Below are 16,958 nucleotides of genomic sequence, written 5' to 3'. Positions count from 1 at the left end.
GCCCTACCCCTTCGCGGCGACGAGTTCGGGCGCCGGGCCGACCGGCAGGTGCCACCGGGTACGCCGGTGCAGCGCCTCCAGCTCGTGCAGCAGCTCGGGCACCGGGACGGTCAGCACCGGGCAGCCCGCCTCGCGCGCGCAGTGCGCCGTGACCGAGCGCCGCAACCGACGCCGCAGCAGACTGCCACTCTGGCCGAGAACCAGCAGGTCGTCCGGCCGGTCGGCGGCCTGGACGAGGGCGGGCCCGGTCTCGCCCCTGATCACCAGCGGGCGCAGCGGCACGCCGGGGTCGGCGCCGCCGAACGCCGCGTCGAGGGCGTCCCGCAGCCGCTGTTCGGCCGCCTCCCGCACCGCCGCGAGCAGCGGCGGGCACGGCGAGCGGCGGTAGCCGAGTTCGCCGCCGGGCGGCTCCCAGGCGAGTACCGGGACGAGTTCGGCGCCACGGCTGCGGGCTTCCGCCACGCCGCGGTGCAGGGCGGCGAGGCTGCCGAGCGATCCGCTGACCCCGACCACCACCCTGCCGGTGCCGCTGCCCTGGTACCGCCCGTTGCCGTGCATGGTCCGTCCTCGCGTCGTCGTTCCGGTACCCGGCGTGTCGCCCGGTGTGTCACCTGGCGCGTCACCTGGTGTGTCGTCCTCCACCCAACCGCCGCGCCGGCCGCCAGCCGCCCGTCCTTGACGCCTTCCTGACGCCCCGGGCCGCCTTCCCAACGCGCTCCATACGCCGACCGCCCGCCTGCCTCCCGCCGCCACCTGGTTTCACCCGTTCGGCGAAGGCGGGAGGCGGCGCAGCGGAGGCGGGAGATGGGAGGCGGCGCGGTGGGAGGCGGGAGGCGGAAGGCGGAAGGCGGCGCGGTGGGAGCCGGAAGGCGGGAGATGGAAGGCGGGAGGCGGCGCGGCGGAAGGCGGGAGCCGCGCAGCGGCACGGCGGCCCGGATGCCGGATCGCGGGCGATCAGCCGTGGCGTCAGGCCGGGGCGCGGGCGAGGTCGAGGGTGTAGGCGGTGCCGCCGGCGGGGGACGGTTCGACGGTGAGCTCGCCGTTCATCGCCTCGACGAAGCCCCGCGCCACGGTGAGGCCGGTGCCGTCGGCGGCCGGGCCGGGGGCCCGCACCCGGAGGTGGATCCGCCCGGCCACCGCGCCCGCGTCCACCAGGGCGGGCCTGCCGGCCCCCGCCAGGACGACCGTGAGGGCGCGTTCCAGCAGCCCGGCGTCGGCGAGCACGGGCGGCAGGCCGTCCGGGAGCGCGAGGCGCACGTCGCGCTGCTCATCGCGCTGCTCGCCGCTCTGCTCGGCGGGCGAGGCGGGCAGGGCGGGCAGCGCGGCCAGCACGGCGGCGAGCACCGGGGCCAGCGCCGTGGGGCGCAGCAGCACCGGTTGCTCGCCGGCCCGCAGCCGGTCGAGGTCCAGCAGGTCGGCGACCAGGCGTTCCATCCGCCGCACCTCGGCGGCGATCCGCCGCCCCGGCGGCCCCGGCAGGTCGGCGGCCTCGCGGCGCAGCGCGGCGAGCGGGGCGCGCAGGTCCTGTCCGACGGCCTCCAGCAGTGCGGTGTGCAGGGCGTCGGTGTGGGCGAGGGTCTCGGCGGCGGCGGCCTGGGCGGCCAGCCGTTCGCGTTCCCGGGCCAGTCGCAGCTGGGTGACGTAGGGGCCGAGCAGTCGGGTGTCCTGCTCGGTGAGCGCCGGTCCGCGCAGGGCCAGGACGGCGTCCGGGCCGAGGTCGACGGCGAGTGAGGCCTCTTCGGGGCGCTGCGGGAGGGCGGTGCCGGAGGCGGCGGCGGGGCGCCAGAACCGGCCGGTGCGGACCAGGACGGCGGCGCCCTCCAGGCCGAACACCTGGCGCAGGTCGGCGACCAGGTCGGGCACCGCGCGGGCGCCGGATTCGACCGCCGCGCCGGCCAGCCGGGCCAGCACCGCCGCTTCGGCGCGGGCCCGGTCGGCCTGCTGGGAGCGGCGGGTGAGGCCGTCGATGAGGTGGGCGATGATCCCGGCGACGGCGAGGAAGAGCAGCAGTGCGGCGAGGTCGGCGCCGCGGGTGACGGCGAGGCTGTGCCAGGGCGCGGTGAAGAAGTAGTCGGCGGCGAGCACCCCGGCGGCGGTGCTGGCGGCGGCGGGCAGCAGGCCGCCGAGCCGGGCGGTGGCGGCGACGGCCAGCAGCAGGCAGAGCAGGGCGCCGGGGAGGGCGAGCGAGTCGCGCAGCGGGGAGAGCGCCCAGGCCAGGGCGGCCGTTGCGGCCGGGCCGGCCAGCCAGGCCAGGCGCCGGCGGCGCGGCGGGACGGCGGCCGGGCGGCGGCGCCGGGGTGCGGGCGGGACGGCCAGCAGGCCGGGTTGGGGCGGGGGGACGACCCGGACGTCGATCGGGCCGGCCAGCCGGATGACGCGGTTGATCACCGAGCCGGAGACCAGTTCGCGCAGGCGGCTGCGGCTGGTCGGCCCGAGCAGGATCTGGGTGGCGCTCTCGGCGTGGGCGAAGTCCACCAGGGCGCGGGCGGCGTCGGTGCCGTCGACCTCGATGTAGCCGCCGTGGAGTTCGTGCAGCAGGGCGCGCTGGCCGGCGAGGGCGGGCGGCTCGTGGACGGTGGCGCCGTCGTCGGGCCGGACGTGCACGCCGATCAGGTCGCCGTGCACCCGGGTGGCGGTGCGGGCGCCGCGGCGGATCAGGTGCTCGCCCTGCGGGGCCCCGTTGAGGGCGACGACGATGCGTTCCTTGGTCTCCCAGGGCGCCCGGATGCCGTGCCGGGCGCGGTAGTCGGCGAGTTCCTCCTCGACCCGGTCGGCCAGCCAGAGCAGGGCGAGTTCGCGCAGGGCGCCGAGGTTGCCGGCCCGGAAGTAGTGGTCCAGGGCGACGTCGATCCGGTCGGGCGGGTAGATCGCGCCCTGGGCCATCCGGGTGCGCAGGGCCTGCGGGCTGAGGTCGACGAGTTCGATCCGGTCGGCGGCGCGGACCACCTCGTCGGGGATCCGCTCGCGCTGGGCGACGCCGGTGATCTGTTCGACGACGTCGTTGAGGCTCTCCAGGTGCTGGATGTTGACGGTGGTGGCCACGTCGACGCCGGCGTCGAGGAGTTCCCGGACGTCCTGCCAGCGTTTGGGGTGGCGGCCGCCGGGGGCGTTGGTGTGGGCGAGTTCGTCGACGAGCGCGAGCTGCGGGCGGCGGGCGAGCAGGGCGTCGACGTCGAGTTCGGTGAGGGTGGTGCCGCGGTGGCCGACGGTGCGGCGGGGCAGTACGGGCAGGTCCCCGAGCTGGTGTTCGGTGCCCCGGCGGCCGTAGGTCTCGACGAGTCCGACGACGACGTCGAGGTCTTCGTCGTCGCGCAGTCGGCGGCCCTCGGCGAGCATGGCGTACGTCTTGCCGACCCCCGGCGCAGCCCCCAGGAACACCCGCAGTCGTCCGCTCACCGCCGTGCCGCCACCTCCTCGGTGTCCATGCTCCGCCGGGGCGCCGGGGTGCGCGAGGGGGCGGGCGCTCCGGCGGGGTGGCGGGGCGCGCGAGGCGGCCGACGAGAGATCTGGATGGTGCTATCGTCATTAGCACCATGTTGCTGAAGCTGGACACCGGCGACGCCCGCCCCCTGCACGAGCAGGTGGCGGGCGCGATCAGGCGGGCCGTCGCCGAGGGCGAGTGCGCCCCCGGAGACAGGCTGCCACCGGCCCGGGAGCTCTCCCGGGCGCTGGGGGTGAACACCAACACCGTCCTGCGCGGGCTGCGCACGCTGCGCGACGAGGGCGTGCTGGAGTTCCGCCGGGGCCGTGGCGTCACGGTCGCCGAGGACGCCGACACGCGCTCCGAACTGGCCGAGCGGGTACGGCAGTTGGTCGCCGATGCGGCCCGGGCCGGCTACAGCAGGAACGATCTCGTGGACATGATCAGGGGGATGTCGTGACGGACGGGAAGCTCATAGCGAAGGAGCGCCGGGAGCCCGGGGCGGGGCGCGGCGCGTTCTGGGGCGCGGTGGCCTGGTCGGCGGGCGTCCTGGCCCTGCTGATCGCGCTGCCGTGGGCCGCGCGCCACCGGCTGCCGGACCCGCTCGCCACCCACTGGGGCGGGCAGGACCCGGACGGCTCCATGTCACTGACGGCGGCCGCGCTGTTCCCGGCGGCGGTCTGGCTGGTGCTGGTGCTGGCCGCCGCGGCCACCCTCCGGTTCCGGGCCGGGACGGCGCGCGGTGCCATCGGGCCGGCGCTGGCGGCCGGCGGAGTGCTCCTGACGGGGGCGCAGACTTCCATCGTGCACGCCAACCTGGACCGCGCGCGCTGGCAGGAGGCCGCGCCGATGGGCTTCGAGGTGGTCGTCCTGGTCGTGGCGGCGGGCCTGGCCGGCCTGCTGACCTGGCTGGCCGTCCGCCCGCGCGTCGACTCCCCGACCGGCGGGCGACCGGCGGCCGGGGCGCCGACGCTGACGGCCGTGCCGGGCGAGCACCTGGTCTGGCTCTCCCGAGCCGCCAACACGTGGCTGCAACTGGCCTCGGCCGTCCTCGCCCTGGGCGCCCTGGGCGCCGTGCTGGCGCCGGCCAGCGGGCTGATCGCGCTCAACTGGTCGCTGATCGTGCCGTTCGCCTCCACCTCCGTCATCACGCTCGGCTGCTCCTCGGCCACGACCCGGGTGACCGCCGACGGCCTGTCCGTCGACTTCGGCCCGTTCGGCTGGCCCAGCCGGCGCTGGTCCCCCGCCGACCTCGACTCGGCCCGCGCCGAGCTGCGCACCCCCGCCCAGGCCGGCGGCTGGGGCTACCGCGTCAACGGCCTCGGCACCACCGTGATGCTGCGCCGCGGCGTCTGCCTGGTGGTCCGCACCCGGCGCGGGCGCGAGTTCGCCGTGAGCGTCGACGACGCCGAGCGCGGCGCGGCCCTGCTCAACTCCCTCATCGCCAGGTCCGCCAGCCCCACCGGCTGACCCCCGTCACGCCGCTGGGGTCCGTCTTCAAACCGCCCGTTCAGGTGGTGTGGACAGGGGCCGCACCGTGGGTACACCAGCTGACAGCTGCTCATAGTGCAGAGGGCAAGGAGGCGTCCGTGACCCACGAACGGCGGACGGCGGGAGACCCGGAGCGCGACGCGGTCGTCGCCCGGGGAGGCACCAACCAGGACGAACGGACCATCACCTTCCTACGACTCGGCGTCGGACTGATCGGCATCCTGCTGCCGCTCGCACTCCCCCTGGGGAACTGGCTGTTCGCCGAGCTCAGGGGCCAGAGCACGACGGGATTCTGGCCGGCCTCGATGAGCGGCTCGTACTACACCAGCACCCGGAACCTCTTCGTGGGCGGCCTGTGCGCGCTCGGGGTGTTCCTGATCTGCTACCGCTTCGACCGCCGGGACGACCGCTGGAGCACCGCCGCCGGCGTGTTCGCGCTCGGGGTCGCCCTGTGCCCGACCGCGCCGCATGGCGCGACCTCGTTCCAGAGCGCGGTCGGCCTGCTGCACTACGCCTTCGCCGGACTGCTGCTCTTCGTGCTGGCGATGTTCTGCGTCTACTCCTTCCGCAACCCGCGCTCCACCCAGCCGTCCTGGGTCAGCCGGGCCTACCTGGCGGCCGGGGTGCTGATCCTGGTGCTCCTGCTGCTCGCCGTCGTCGCCGGGGTGGCCGGCGTCGGCACGGACTGGGCCGTCCGGCCGCTGTACCTGTGCGAGTGGTTCTCGACCTGGGCGTTCGGTGCCGCCTGGACCGGCGCCGCGCTCGAACTGGCCGCCGCCGGTCGATCGTACGGACACCACCCTCTCCTCCCGGGGCAGAGCGGCTCCCCCGCCACCGGCAGCCCGGCGGCCCAGCCCTAGGATGCGCTCTTAAGGGGGCCTTAACCCCAAGAGATGGTCATCTTGTCGTCCCGGAACACCGTTACCATGCGCACCAAGGCCCGCCACCAGGGCGGCCGGTGACGGAACCCCAGCAACGGGAGGACGAGTATGTCGAACGAGGTCCGGGCAGGGCGCGGTCCGCAGGAGGAGTACCCGTCGGTGGATCTGCGGATGGACGTACCGCACTCGGCGCGGGTCTACGACTACCTCATCGGCGGCAAGACCAACTTCGAGGCGGACCGCGTCGCCGCGCACGCCTCGGTGCAGGCCTGGCCGTCGCTGCCGATCTCCATGCGCACCACCCGCGACTTCATGCAGCGCGCCGTCCGCCACCTCACCGAGGAGTACGGCGTCCGGCAGTTCCTGGACATCGGCACCGGCATCCCCACCTCGCCCAACGTCCACGAGATCGCCCAGTCGATCGCCCCGGACGCGCGGGTCGCCTACGTCGACAACGACCCGATCGTGCTCACCCACGCGCGGGCCCTGATGTCCAGCACGTCGCAGGGCCGCACCTGTTACGTGGACGCCGACTTCCGCGACCCGGAGTCGATCATCCAGAACCCCCGGCTGCGCGAGGTCCTCGACTTCTCCCAGCCGGTGGCGCTGTCGCTGATCGCCATCGTCCACTTCGTGCTCGACGAGGACGACCCGCAGGGCATCGTGCGCCGCTTCATGGACGCCCTGGCACCCGGCAGCTTCCTCGCCCTGACCGTGTTCACCGGGGACACCGACCCGGTGGGCGTGGGCGGCGTCGGCCGGGAGTACAACGCGCGCGGCATCCCGCTGCAGATCCGCGACCAGAAGGAGACCGCGGCCTTCTTCGACGGCTACGACCTCCTCGACCCCGGCGTCACCCTGGTCCACCACTGGCGCCCGGACACCGGGGCCGCGCCGATCCGCGACCAGGACATCGCGATGTACGCGGGCGTGGCGATCAAGCGCTGAGCCTGCCGACGTCAGCCGGGGACGGCGACCAGGCCCGCCTCGTAGGCCAGGATGACGAGGTGGACCCGGTCGCGGGCGTCGAGCTTGGCCAGCAGCCGGGTCATGTAGGTCTTCACGGTGGCGATGCTGAGGACCAGTTCGGCGGCGATCTCGGTGTTGGACAGGCCCCGGCCGACCAGGGTGAGGATCTCCCGCTCCCGGTCGGTGATCGCGCCCAGCCGCCGGGCGGCCGGTGTCGGCCCGGGGGCCGGCACCGGTGCAGCGGCCGGTGACGCGGCGGCTGCCCGGCCCGGGGCCGGCCGCTGGTCCGCGAAGGAGGAGATCAGCCGGCGGGTGACGCTCGGTGCGATCAGGGCGTCCCCGGCGGCCACCACCCGGACGGCGGCGAGGATGTCGTCCAGCGCCATGTCCTTGACCAGGAAGCCGGACGCCCCGGCGCGCAGCGCCGCGTACACGTGGTCGTCGTCGTCGAAGGTGGTGAGCACGACGACCCTGGTCGGCCCACCGCCGCCGGTGATCAGGCGGGTCGCCTCGATGCCGTCCATGCCGGGCATCCGCAGGTCCATCACGACGACGTCGGGCCGCAGTTCACCGGCCAGCCGGACGGCCTCGGCGCCGGTGCCGGCCTCGCCGACCACCTCGACGTCGGCGGTCTCGGTGATGACCATCTCCAGTGCGGCCCGGACCAGCGGCTGGTCGTCGACCAGCAGGACGCGGGTCATGCATTCACCTCCACGGGGATCGGCAGTCGGACGGCGACCCGGAAGCCGCCCTCGGGGCGCGGACCGGCCTCGAACTCGCCGTCCAGCAGGCCGACCCGCTCGCGCAGCCCGGCCAGGCCGAAGCCGGTGCCCCGGCCCGGGTCGGTGCCGGGGCCCGTACCCCGGTCGGTGATCTCCACGGCCACCTCGCCCGCCGTGCGGCGGTCGACCAGGACCTCGCAGGAGCGGGTGTCCGCGTGCCGCACCACGTTGGTGACGGACTCCTGGATGACTCGGAACGCCGAGAGGTCGATCTCCGGTGGCAGCGGGCCCTGTTCACCCCGCCGCCGGACCTCGACCCGGACGCCGGCGGCGGTGGTCGCGGCGGCCAGCCGGTCGAGGTCGGCCAGGCCCTGGGGGGTGGTCGCCGACGTCTCGCCGTCGGCCTGGCGCAGCGCGACGAGCATCCGGCGCAGCCCGGCCAGGGTGTCCCGGCCGGCGTTCTCGATCTCGCCGAGCGCCTGCTTGGCCCGTTCGGGGCGGGTGTCGATGACCCGGCGGGCGGCGCCGGCCTGGAGGGCGACGATGCCGATGGTGTGGGCGACGGTGTCGTGCATCTCGCGGGCGATCCGCAGCCGTTCGGCGGTGACGGCCTCGGTGGCCGCCCGGGTGCTCAACGCCTGGGCGTGCTCGCGGTTCTGCCGCATCGAGCGGCCGATCAGCCAGGCGACCAGGGCGAGCAGCGCGGCGCCGTCGGCGGAGCCGATGTGGGTGCCGGTGAAGATGCCGACGGTGTTGCCGTGCACCAGGCCGATGTGCAGCACGAGCAGGCTCATCACCAGCGCGAACGCGGCCCGCGAGCTGCGGCGCGGCCGGGTGGCGGTGATCAGGCAGAGCGCGACGTCCACGGCCAGCAGGGAGGCCGGCGGCACCTGGGTGTCGGCGGCCCAGCCGTCGGTCTCCGTGAAGGCGGCGACGAACAGCAGGGCGACCGCGAGCACCGGGAGTCGGCGCACCAGCGCGGCGCCGGCGAAGGCCACCACCGTGGTGGCCAGGGTGAAGGACAGGCCGCCGTGGGCGGCGGCCCCGCCGTGGTACCGGGCGTTGCCGCCGAGCAGGACGGCGGGGTAGGCGGCGGCTACGCACCAGGCGAGTCCGACCCAGACCTCGGGCGGAACGCGCCGGAACAGGGGCGGAGAGGGCGTCGCAAGCATACGAAGATCGTATCGGCGGCCCGAGTCACCGTCATCGGACCGTGGTTGTACGACCGGGGGTGACAGCCGGGGCGCGCGGTGTCAGCGCCGGTCCGATGCGGCGGCCCGGCCCCGCCCGGCACCGTTGAGCCCATGATCGAAGTCACCGAGCTGACCAAGCGCTACGGCCGCACCACCGCCGTCGAACGCCTCACCTTCACCGTCCGGCCCGGCCATGTGACCGGCTTCCTGGGCCCCAACGGCGCGGGCAAGTCCACCACCCTGCGGCTGATCCTCGGCCTCAACGACCCGACCGGCGGCACCGCCACCGTCGACGGCCGCCCGTTCCGGTCTCGGCCGCGCGGCCTGCGCGACGTCGGCGCCCTGCTCGACGCGGGCGACGTCCACGGCGGGCGCAGCGGCGCGGCCCAACTGCGGGCGCTGGCCCGCGCCAACGCGATCCCGGCCGCGCGGGTCGAGGAGGTGCTGCACGAGGTCGGGCTCACCAAGGCCGCCGGGCGCCGGATCCGCGGTTACTCGCTGGGGATGAAGCAGCGCCTGGGCATCGCCGGCGCGCTGCTCGGCGACCCGCCCGTCCTCCTCTTCGACGAGCCGCTCAACGGCCTCGACCCGGAGGGCGTGCTGTGGGTGCGCGGCCTGTTCCGCCGCCTCGCAGCCGAAGGGCGGACGGTCTTCGTCTCCAGCCACCTGATGGCCGAGATGGAGCACACCGCCGACCGCCTGGTGGTGATCGGCCGGGGCCGGCTGATCGCCGACGAGAGCCTGGCGGAGTTCTCCGCCCGGGCCGGCCGCACCGGCGTCACCGTCCGGGCGGCCGAACCCGACCGGCTGGCGGCCGTGTTGACCGCGGCGGGCGCCACCGTCCGCCCCGGCCCGGACGGCGCGCTCGCCGTGACCGGCCTGGACGCCACCCGGATCGGCGAACTCGCCCTGGAGCAGCGCCTGTTGCTGCACGCCCTGACCACCCGCACCGCCTCCCTGGAGGAGGCGTTCATGGAACTGACCGCCGACAGCGTCGACTACCTGGCCGGAGAGCCCCGATGAGCACCGCGACCACCACCCCCCGCCCCCTTCCCCGGCCCCTTCCCCGGCCACGCGCCCGCTTCGGCGACCTGCTCGCCGCCGAGTGGATCAAGTTCTGGTCCCTGCGTTCGACCGTCTGGGTGCTGGGCCTGAGCGCCCTGTTCATCATCGCCGCCAACCTCAAGGCGGCCCGGTACACCTACGACCGCTACACCGTCGGCGACGGCGATCCGGCGACCATGCTGCAGGTCGCGCTCGGCGACTCCTTCACCATGATCGCCGCCGACGTCGTGATGATCGTCGCGGGCAGCGTCGGCGCGCTCGTCCTGGTCGGCGAGTACGCGAGCGGGCTGATCCGCACCACGCTGGTGGCCGTCCCGGACCGCCGGGCCGTGATCGCCGCCAAGGCCTGCGTACTGACCGCGGTCATGCTCGGCTACGGCGCCGTCACCGCGGGCGTCTCCTTCGGCGCCTGCCAGGCGGTCCTCGCCGACACCCACATCGGCGTGTCCGTCACCGACCCGACCGCACTGCGCTTCGTCGCGGCCGCCGCCCTGTTCGCCCCGGTCTGCGCCCTCGCCGGCTTCGCCCTCGGCGCGCTGATCCGGCACACCGCCGGAGCCGTCGTGGGCACCGTCCTGGTGCTGTTCTTCCTGCCGGCGTTCTTCAACGAGCGCTACCGCTGGTCGGCCGACCTCCTGCACGCCATGCCGCTCCAGGCCTGGCGCCGGCTGGCCCAGGTCGACCTGACCCACTCGCTGCCCTCCGCGCACCCGGCCACCGTCGCCGGCTCCTGGGCCACGTTCGCGCTCTGGGCGCTCGCCTCGGTGGTGGTCGCCGCGGTCGCCGTCCAGCGCCGCGACCACTGACCCGCCGTCCGGCGGCGGCGCCGGAAACGCTGCTCACCCGTCGCGGCGGCCTGCCGCCACATCCGCCAGAGCCACCAGCAGCGCCGCCAGGACCAGGCCCGCCGCGACCGTCACGCCCAGTTGGAAGGCCAGCGCCCAGTCCGGGCGCGGGCCCTGGGCGTGGGCGAAGAAGACCGAGCCGACGATGGCGATGCCGACCGCCGAGCCGACCCGCTGGGCGGTCTGCAGGACACCGCCGGCGCTGCCCGCCCGGGCGATCGGCACCCGCTGGAGGGTCAGGGTCTGGTTCGGGGCGATCACCAGCCCGCTGCCCACCCCGGCGACCAGCAGCGGCACGACCGTCGCCCAGCCGATCGCCGACCCCGTCCACAGCTGCACCGCCAGGGCCGAGGCCAGCAGGCCGGCCAGGACCAGCACCAGGCCGAGCAGCACCAACCGGCGGCCCAGCCGGTGCACCAGCCGTCCGCCGATCGCCGCGGACACGCCCGAGCCCAGCGCGAACGGCGTGATCGCCAGGCCCGCCGTCAGCGCCGAGTAGTGCAGGCCCGCTTGGAGGTAGAGCGTGAAGATGAAGAAGATCGCGGTGAACCCGGCGAAGTACACCAGCGACAGCGCCACCCCCGCCGCGTACGGGCGCACCGCGAACAGCGCCATGCTCACCAGCGGCTCCCGGCCCCGCGCGTAGTACCGCTCCCAGCCCACGAAGGCCCCCAGCAGCACCGCCGCCAGCGGCAGCAGCAGCCAGCGCGTCGAGCCGTGCCACTGCTGCGCCTGGACGAACGGCAGCAGCAGCGCGACCGTCCCGGCACCGAGCAGCAGCACCCCGACCGGGTCGAAGTCCCGGTGCCCGGCCCGCGAGGCCGCCGGCGGGGGCGGCGGGAGCAGCCGGTAGGCGATGGGCAGGGCGGCGACGCCGATCGGCAGGTTGACCAGGAACACCCAGCGCCAGCCGTTCTGCGGGCCGAACAGGTGGATCAGCAGGCCGCCCAGCAGCGGGCCGACGGCGGTGGACAGACCGATGGTGGCGCCGAGCGCGCCGAAGGCCCGGCCGCGCTCGGCGCCCTGGAACAGGACCTGGATGAAGCCGGAGACCTGCGGCACCAGCACCCCGCCGGCCGCGCCCTGGAACAGCCGGGCCAGCACCAGCCACTCCTGGTTCTGCGCCGCCCCGGCCAGCGCGCTGGCCGCGGTGAACAGGGCGAGCCCGGTCAGGAAGACGGCCCGGCGGCTGCGGGCGTCGCCGAGCCTCCCGGACGGGACCAGCACCAGGCCGAAGGCGAGCGCGTAGCCGCTGAGCACCCACTGCAGGCCGCTGTCGGACATGTGCAGCCCGGCCCGCACGGTCGGCAGGGCGACGTTGACGATGCTGACGTCCAGCAGCGTCATGAACCCGGCGACCAGGCAGACCGTCAGCGCCCGCCAGCGCCGCGCCTCGGCCCGCCGGCCCGCGGCGGATGCGCCGGGCCGCTGTTCCGGGGGGCTGCACGGGGGTTGGGCCGTCATGGGAGCACCTTCCGGGCGTCCGGCGGTCGTCTGGCTTCGCGTCCGGCGGCCGGCCGTCGACCGGTCTTCCCGGTCCGGCTGCCCGCCCGCCGCGCGCGGCCCCCCTCCGAACGGCCATCGTGGACGGCGCGGCCCCGGAGCCGCCAGCCGGGCTGCGCCGCCCGCGCCGCCGCTCACCCGGACGGCCGAACCCGATCGCGGCCTCTCCCGGCGCCCCGGAGGCTGAGGACATGAACGCCGCCACCGAAACCCCGCCGACCGCCCCGCCGGTGCTGGACGTCCGGCAGCGCAACGTCGTCTTCGGCACCATCGTGCTCGGCATGCTGCTGGCCGCGCTCGACCAGACCATCGTCGGCACCGCGCTGCCCACCATCGTCGCGGACCTCGGCGGGGCCGCGCACATGTCGTGGGTGGTGACGGCCTACCTGCTGGCCGAGACGGTGGCCACCGTGCTGGCCGGCAAGTTCGGCGACCTGTACGGGCGCAAGCTGCTCTTCCAGGTCTCGGCGGTCGTCTTCATCACCGGCTCGTTCCTCTGCGGCCTGGCGACCAACATGACGCTGCTGATCGCCTGGCGGGCGCTCCAGGGCATCGGCGCGGGCGGCCTGATGGTGACGGCCATGGCACTGATCGCGGACGTCATCCCGCTGCGCGAGCGCGGCAAGTACCAGGGCGCGATCGGCGCGGTGTTCGGCGTGGCGACGGTCATCGGGCCACTGCTGGGCGGGCTGTTCACCGACCACCTGTCCTGGCGCTGGGCGTTCTACGTCAACGTGCCGATCGCGATCCTGGTGGTGATCGCGGCCGCCCGGACCATCCCCTCGGTGCGCTCGGCGGTGCGCCCGGTGATCGACTACCTGGGGATCGCACTCGTCGCGATCGGCGCCAGCGCCCTGATCCTGGCGACCAGTTGGGGCGGCAACGAGTACGCCTGGGGCTCCGGGGTGATCATCGCCCTGTTCGCCGGCGGCGCCGTCGCCCTCGGGCTGTTCTGCTGGGTGGAGAGCAGGGCCGTCGAACCGATGCTGCCGATGCGGCTGTTCCGGAACCCGGTGTTCGCGGTCTGCTCGGTACTCAGCTTCATCGTCGGCTTCGCGATGCTCGGCGCGCTGACCTTCCTGCCGACCTTCCTGCAGTACGTCGACGGCGACTCGGCGACCGTCTCCGGCGTGCGGACGCTGCCGATGGTGATCGGGCTGCTGCTCGCCTCGATCGCCAGCGGCAACGCCGTCAGCAAGACCGGCAGGTACCGGGTGTTCCCGATCGTCGGCACCCTGGTGATGGCCGTCGGCCTCTACCTGCTCTCCCGGCTCGAACCCGGCACGGGCACCGCGCTCGCCTCCCTCTACATGTTCGTGCTCGGCGTCGGCATCGGGCTGAGCATGCAGGTGCTCACCATCGCCGTGCAGAACACCGTCGACTACGCGGACCTCGGCACCGCCACCTCCGGGGTGACCTTCTTCCGCACCATCGGCAGCTCCTTCGGCACCGCCGTGTTCGGCACCATCTACGCCAACAGCCTCAAGACCGAACTCGCCCGGGGCGTGGCCTCCTCGGCCCACCTCACCGGCGCGGACCCGGCACTGCTCACCCAGGCCGCCGAGAGCCCGCAGGGCCTGCACCGGCTGCCCGCCGCGCAGGCGGCCCCGATCATCCAGGCCTACTCCGACGCCCTGCACACCGTGTTCCTGTGGACGGTGCCGGTCGCCCTGGTCGGGTTCGTGGTCGCGCTCTTCCTCAAACAGGTGCAACTGCGGGACACCGCCCGGGCCGGCTCCACCGACATGGGCGAGGGCTTCGCCCAGCCGACCACCAGCGACTCCGACCCGCACCTGGAGTACGCCGTCGGCAAGCTCGTGCGCGGCGTGGACCTCGACACCGTCCGCTCGATCGTCGACGACGCCGACACCCGGGTCGACCTGGCCGGGGCCTGGGCGCTGATGGAGGTCGCCGGCCACACCAAGGCCGTCGGCCAGGCCTCCCTGGACCTCATCGCCGCCCGCAAGCGGATCCCGCCCGAGGTCCTGGAACCGGTCTTCGACCGGATGGCCGCCGAGGGCTACCTCACCCGCGACGGCGACCGACTCTCCCCCACCGACGCCGGCTCCCAGGAGGTCCGCGTCCTCGCCCAGGCCTGGTCGGACTGGCTCAACGCCCGGCTGGACGCCGACGCCGGCCGCCCGCGCAGCCCCCAGCTGCGCACCGCGGCGACCGCCATCGCCTGGCGCCTGATGGTCGAAGACCTCGCCAACGGCCTTCCGGCCCACGCCCGTTCGAAGGCCGCGGCGCGAACCTAGGGCTTCCTCGCCAGGATCAGTTCGCGCCGCACGCCGTCGGCCATCAGGTCGCCGGGCTCGTCGGTCTCGGCGAAGCCGTTGCGGCGGTAGAGGACGATGGCCGCGTCGTTGTCGGGGTTCACCGCCAGCTTGAGGGTGGTGAACCCCTGCTCGGCGGCCCAGCGGGCGATCGCGCCGATCAGCCGGTCCCCCACACCCCGGCCGCGCGCCGCCGGGCCGACCCACAGGGAGATCAGCTCGGCGGCCGCCCCGCCCTCGTCGGCCGGGACGCCACTGGCCATCGCGACCGGGCGGCCGTCCAGCACCGCGACCAGGTCGAGGGCGCCGGGGATCTCCAGGCGGGAGCGCCAGCGGGCCTCGTGGTCGCCGGCGCCCTGCCAGTCCGCCAGGGTGGAGCCGAAGGCGTACGGCGCCTCGGTCAGCGCGGCCAGGCGCAGCTCGCGCCAGAGCGCCCAGTCGTCGGAGCCGAGCCGGCGCAGGTCGGGTTCGCGCAGGTCGGGTTCGCGCGGTTCCGGTTCGTGCAGGTCGGGCTCGTGCGGTTCGGGTTCGTGCAGTTCGGACATGGTGCGGACCTTGCCGCAGGCCGGGCGGCACGGCAAGCGGATTACCCGGTTCAGCCCACGAGCGGCGGGTTGAGGCGGGCGAAGGCCTCCTGCCGGCGGTAGGGGAAGTACGGGTACGGCGCGGTGCGGGCGCTGGCCGCGTCCAGCCGGGCGACCTGCTCGTCGGTCAGCGACCAGCCGACCGCGCCGAGGTTCTGCCGCAGCTGCTCCTCGTTGCGGGCGCCGATGATGACCGAGGAGACGGTCGGGCGGCGCAGCAGCCAGTTGATGGCGATCTGCGGGACGGTGCGGCCGGTCTCGGCGGCGATCCCGTCGAGCGCGTCGACCACCCGGTACAGCAGTTCGTCCTCGACCGGCGGGCCGTAGTCGGCGGTGTCGTGCAGCCGGCTGTCGGCCGGGAGCGGTCGGCCGCGCCGGATCCGGCCGGTGAGGCGGCCCCAGCCGAGCGGGCTCCACACCAGGGCGCCGACGCCCTCCTCCTGGGCGAGCGGCATCAGCTCCCACTCGTAGTCGCGGCCGACCAGCGAGTAGTAGACCTGGTGGGCGGCGTAGCGGGGGCGGCCGTAGCGCTCGGCGACGGCGAGGGACTTCATCAGCTGCCAGCCGGAGAAGTTGGAGACGCCGGTGTAGCGGATCTTGCCGGCCCGGACGAGGTCGTCGAGGGTGGACAGCACCTCCTCGATCGGGGTGCCGGCGTCGTAGGCGTGCAGCTGGAAGAGGTCGAGGTAGTCGGTGTCGAGGCGGCGCAGCGCGTCGTCCACGGCCCTGGTGAGGCGGGCCCGGGAGGTGCCGGCGTCCTGCGGGCCGTCGCCGGTCGGCAGGCCGGCCTTGGTGGAGACGAGCACCTGGTCGCGGCGGCCGCGGATGGCCTGGCCGAGGACCTCTTCGGAGGCGCCGTCGGAGTAGACGTCGGCGGTGTCGAAGAGGGTGACTCCGGCGTCGATGGCGATGTCGAGCAGGCGGCGGGCCTCCTGGACGTCGGTGGTGCCCCAGGCGCCGAACAGCGGTCCACGGCCGCCGAAGGTGCCGGTGCCGAGGCTGAGCGCGGGGACCTTGAGGCCGGACGAGCCGAGCCGGCGGTATTCCATGGCGGTTGTCGTGCTGGTTGTCGTGCTGGCTTCCATGGCAGTTCTCCCCTCAGAGCCCTTAACGGGACTCCCATTCCGTTAGGATGGCTCGACCCTAGCAGGGCGCATCGACCTAATGGAACAGGAATCCCGTTAATGACTGCCGAGCCCTCCGCGCCGGACGCCCCGGACGTTCCAGAGACCCCGGACGCCCCGGACGCCCCGGAGACCCCCACGCCCGGAACGCGGCGCCCCGGCGGCCGCACCGCCCGGGTCCGCGCCGCCGTCCTGCGGGCCGCCGAGGACGCCCTGGTCGAGCACGGCTTCGGCGGGCTCGACCTCGGCGACGTCGCCCAGCGGGCCGAGGTCGGCCGGACCACCGTCTACCGGCGCTGGGGCACCACCAGCGCGCTGGTCGCCGACCTGCTCGCGGACATGGCCGAGCAGTCACTGCCGCGCACCCGCAGCGGCTCCCTCGCCGAGGACCTGCGGGCCAACGCCCGGCTGGTCCAGCGCACGCTGGGCGACCCCCGGCAGGGGGCGCTGTTCCGCGCGGTGATCGTGGCCGCCACCTGCGACCCGGGCGCCGCCGAGGCGCTGCGACACTTCTACCTGCGCCGGGTCGAGGAGTGGGCACCGTGCGTCACCGAGGCCGTCGACCGCGGCGAACTCCCGCCGGACACCGACGCGTTCGAGGTGGTCCGGGCCGTCTCCGCGCCGCTCTACTACCGGATGCTCACCACCGCCGAGCCGCTCGACGAGGCCGCCGCCGACCGCGCCGCGGCCGCCGCCGAGGCGGCCGCCCGGGCGGGGGCGCACCGGCAGGAGGGCATCTGAGACCGTCCGGGAACGCCGCCGGGCGCGCAGGTATTCGCAAAGCCCGGCGCGGCGGCGGGGGGGGGGGGCGCCGGGGACCCGGGGTACGGCCGCTAAGGAAACGGGATTGATTATAGGGGGCGCGTGGCCCCGGGTGTGGTTTT

15 protein-coding genes are annotated in these 16,958 nt (G+C 74.9%); 8 read left to right on the top strand and 7 right to left on the bottom strand.

Annotation, left to right across the window (positions count from 1 at the left end; genetic code table 11):
- Window positions 1-3: 3 nt before the first annotated feature.
- Both ACFVHI_RS30825 and ACFVHI_RS30820 read right to left on the bottom strand, forming a co-directional pair.
- Window positions 4-558, bottom strand: a complete 555-nt coding sequence (locus tag ACFVHI_RS30825; protein WP_063350512.1) for a universal stress protein — start codon at window positions 556-558, stop codon at window positions 4-6.
- Between the two features lie 408 nt (window positions 559-966).
- Complete coding sequence (locus ACFVHI_RS30820; RefSeq protein WP_063350511.1) at window positions 967-3,396, bottom strand: DUF4118 domain-containing protein; 2,430 nt, start codon at window positions 3,394-3,396, stop codon at window positions 967-969.
- Between the two features lie 137 nt (window positions 3,397-3,533).
- On the opposite strand from ACFVHI_RS30820, the gene ACFVHI_RS30815 reads away from it, so the two are divergent.
- The 4 genes from ACFVHI_RS30815 (at window position 3,534) to ACFVHI_RS30800 (ending at window position 6,741) form a co-directional block, all read left to right on the top strand.
- The gene (locus ACFVHI_RS30815) at window positions 3,534-3,881 is read left to right on the top strand and encodes a GntR family transcriptional regulator (RefSeq protein WP_063350510.1); all 348 of its coding nucleotides are present in this window, start codon (window positions 3,534-3,536) and stop codon (window positions 3,879-3,881) included.
- Entirely contained in the window at window positions 3,878-4,891 is a 1,014-nt protein-coding gene (locus ACFVHI_RS30810; protein WP_244293540.1) for a DUF1648 domain-containing protein, read from the top strand. The genes ACFVHI_RS30815 and ACFVHI_RS30810 overlap by 4 nt, the downstream gene beginning before the upstream one ends.
- A 119-nt stretch (window positions 4,892-5,010) precedes the next feature.
- A complete protein-coding gene (locus ACFVHI_RS30805; RefSeq protein ID WP_380344948.1) occupies window positions 5,011-5,772 on the top strand; it encodes a hypothetical protein in 762 nt (253 codons plus the stop codon).
- A 129-nt stretch (window positions 5,773-5,901) separates the two neighbouring features.
- On the top strand, window positions 5,902-6,741 hold the full coding sequence (locus tag ACFVHI_RS30800) for an SAM-dependent methyltransferase (protein ID WP_063350508.1): 840 nt from the start codon (window positions 5,902-5,904) through the stop codon (window positions 6,739-6,741).
- Window positions 6,742-6,752: 11 nt separating this feature from the next.
- Here the strand turns inward: ACFVHI_RS30800 and ACFVHI_RS30795 are convergent, their stop codons facing one another.
- Together ACFVHI_RS30795 and ACFVHI_RS30790 are read right to left on the bottom strand one after the other, a co-directional pair.
- On the bottom strand, window positions 6,753-7,463 hold the full coding sequence (locus ACFVHI_RS30795; RefSeq protein ID WP_063350507.1) for a response regulator transcription factor: 711 nt from the start codon (window positions 7,461-7,463) through the stop codon (window positions 6,753-6,755).
- Complete coding sequence (locus tag ACFVHI_RS30790) at window positions 7,460-8,656, bottom strand: sensor histidine kinase (protein ID WP_380344946.1); 1,197 nt, start codon at window positions 8,654-8,656, stop codon at window positions 7,460-7,462. The genes ACFVHI_RS30795 and ACFVHI_RS30790 overlap by 4 nt, the downstream gene beginning before the upstream one ends.
- 132 nt (window positions 8,657-8,788) lie before the next feature.
- Here ACFVHI_RS30790 and ACFVHI_RS30785 point away from each other — a divergent pair, with 132 nt between their 5' ends.
- Window positions 8,789-9,700 carry an ABC transporter ATP-binding protein gene (locus ACFVHI_RS30785; protein WP_380344944.1) on the top strand — a complete coding sequence of 304 codons (912 nt, stop codon included), beginning with the start codon at window positions 8,789-8,791 and terminating at the stop codon, window positions 9,698-9,700.
- Window positions 9,697-10,548: an ABC transporter permease gene (locus tag ACFVHI_RS30780; RefSeq protein ID WP_380344942.1), complete on the top strand. Its 852-nt coding sequence runs from the start codon at window positions 9,697-9,699 to the stop codon at window positions 10,546-10,548. The genes ACFVHI_RS30785 and ACFVHI_RS30780 overlap by 4 nt, the downstream gene beginning before the upstream one ends.
- 33 nt (window positions 10,549-10,581) lie before the next feature.
- Here the strand turns inward: ACFVHI_RS30780 and ACFVHI_RS30775 are convergent, their stop codons facing one another.
- Complete coding sequence (locus ACFVHI_RS30775; protein WP_380344940.1) at window positions 10,582-12,051, bottom strand: MFS transporter; 1,470 nt, start codon at window positions 12,049-12,051, stop codon at window positions 10,582-10,584.
- A gap of 230 nt (window positions 12,052-12,281) precedes the next feature.
- Here ACFVHI_RS30775 and ACFVHI_RS30770 point away from each other — a divergent pair, with 230 nt between their 5' ends.
- Window positions 12,282-14,348 (top strand): MDR family MFS transporter, encoded by a 2,067-nt coding sequence (locus tag ACFVHI_RS30770; RefSeq protein WP_380344938.1) that lies wholly within the window; start codon window positions 12,282-12,284, stop codon window positions 14,346-14,348.
- Here ACFVHI_RS30770 and ACFVHI_RS30765 read toward each other — a convergent pair.
- Window positions 14,345-14,911, bottom strand: a complete 567-nt coding sequence (locus tag ACFVHI_RS30765; protein ID WP_380344936.1) for a GNAT family N-acetyltransferase — start codon at window positions 14,909-14,911, stop codon at window positions 14,345-14,347. The two genes, ACFVHI_RS30770 and ACFVHI_RS30765, sit on opposite strands and share 4 nt — an antisense overlap.
- Before the next feature lie 50 nt (window positions 14,912-14,961).
- Window positions 14,962-15,999 carry an aldo/keto reductase gene (locus ACFVHI_RS30760; protein WP_380344962.1) on the bottom strand — a complete coding sequence of 346 codons (1,038 nt, stop codon included), beginning with the start codon at window positions 15,997-15,999 and terminating at the stop codon, window positions 14,962-14,964.
- 135 nt (window positions 16,000-16,134) lie between these two features.
- On the opposite strand from ACFVHI_RS30760, the gene ACFVHI_RS30755 reads away from it, so the two are divergent.
- Entirely contained in the window at window positions 16,135-16,815 is a 681-nt protein-coding gene (locus ACFVHI_RS30755) for a TetR/AcrR family transcriptional regulator (protein ID WP_380344934.1), read from the top strand.
- Window positions 16,816-16,958 lie beyond the last annotated feature (143 nt).

Origin of the sequence: Kitasatospora sp. NPDC127121 (genome assembly GCF_042677305.1) — a bacterium.
Taxonomy (GTDB): Bacteria; Actinomycetota; Actinomycetes; order Streptomycetales; family Streptomycetaceae; genus Kitasatospora.
The sequence above is the reverse complement of the archived record's forward strand: the minus strand, read 5'-3'. Positions and strand labels throughout refer to the sequence as shown.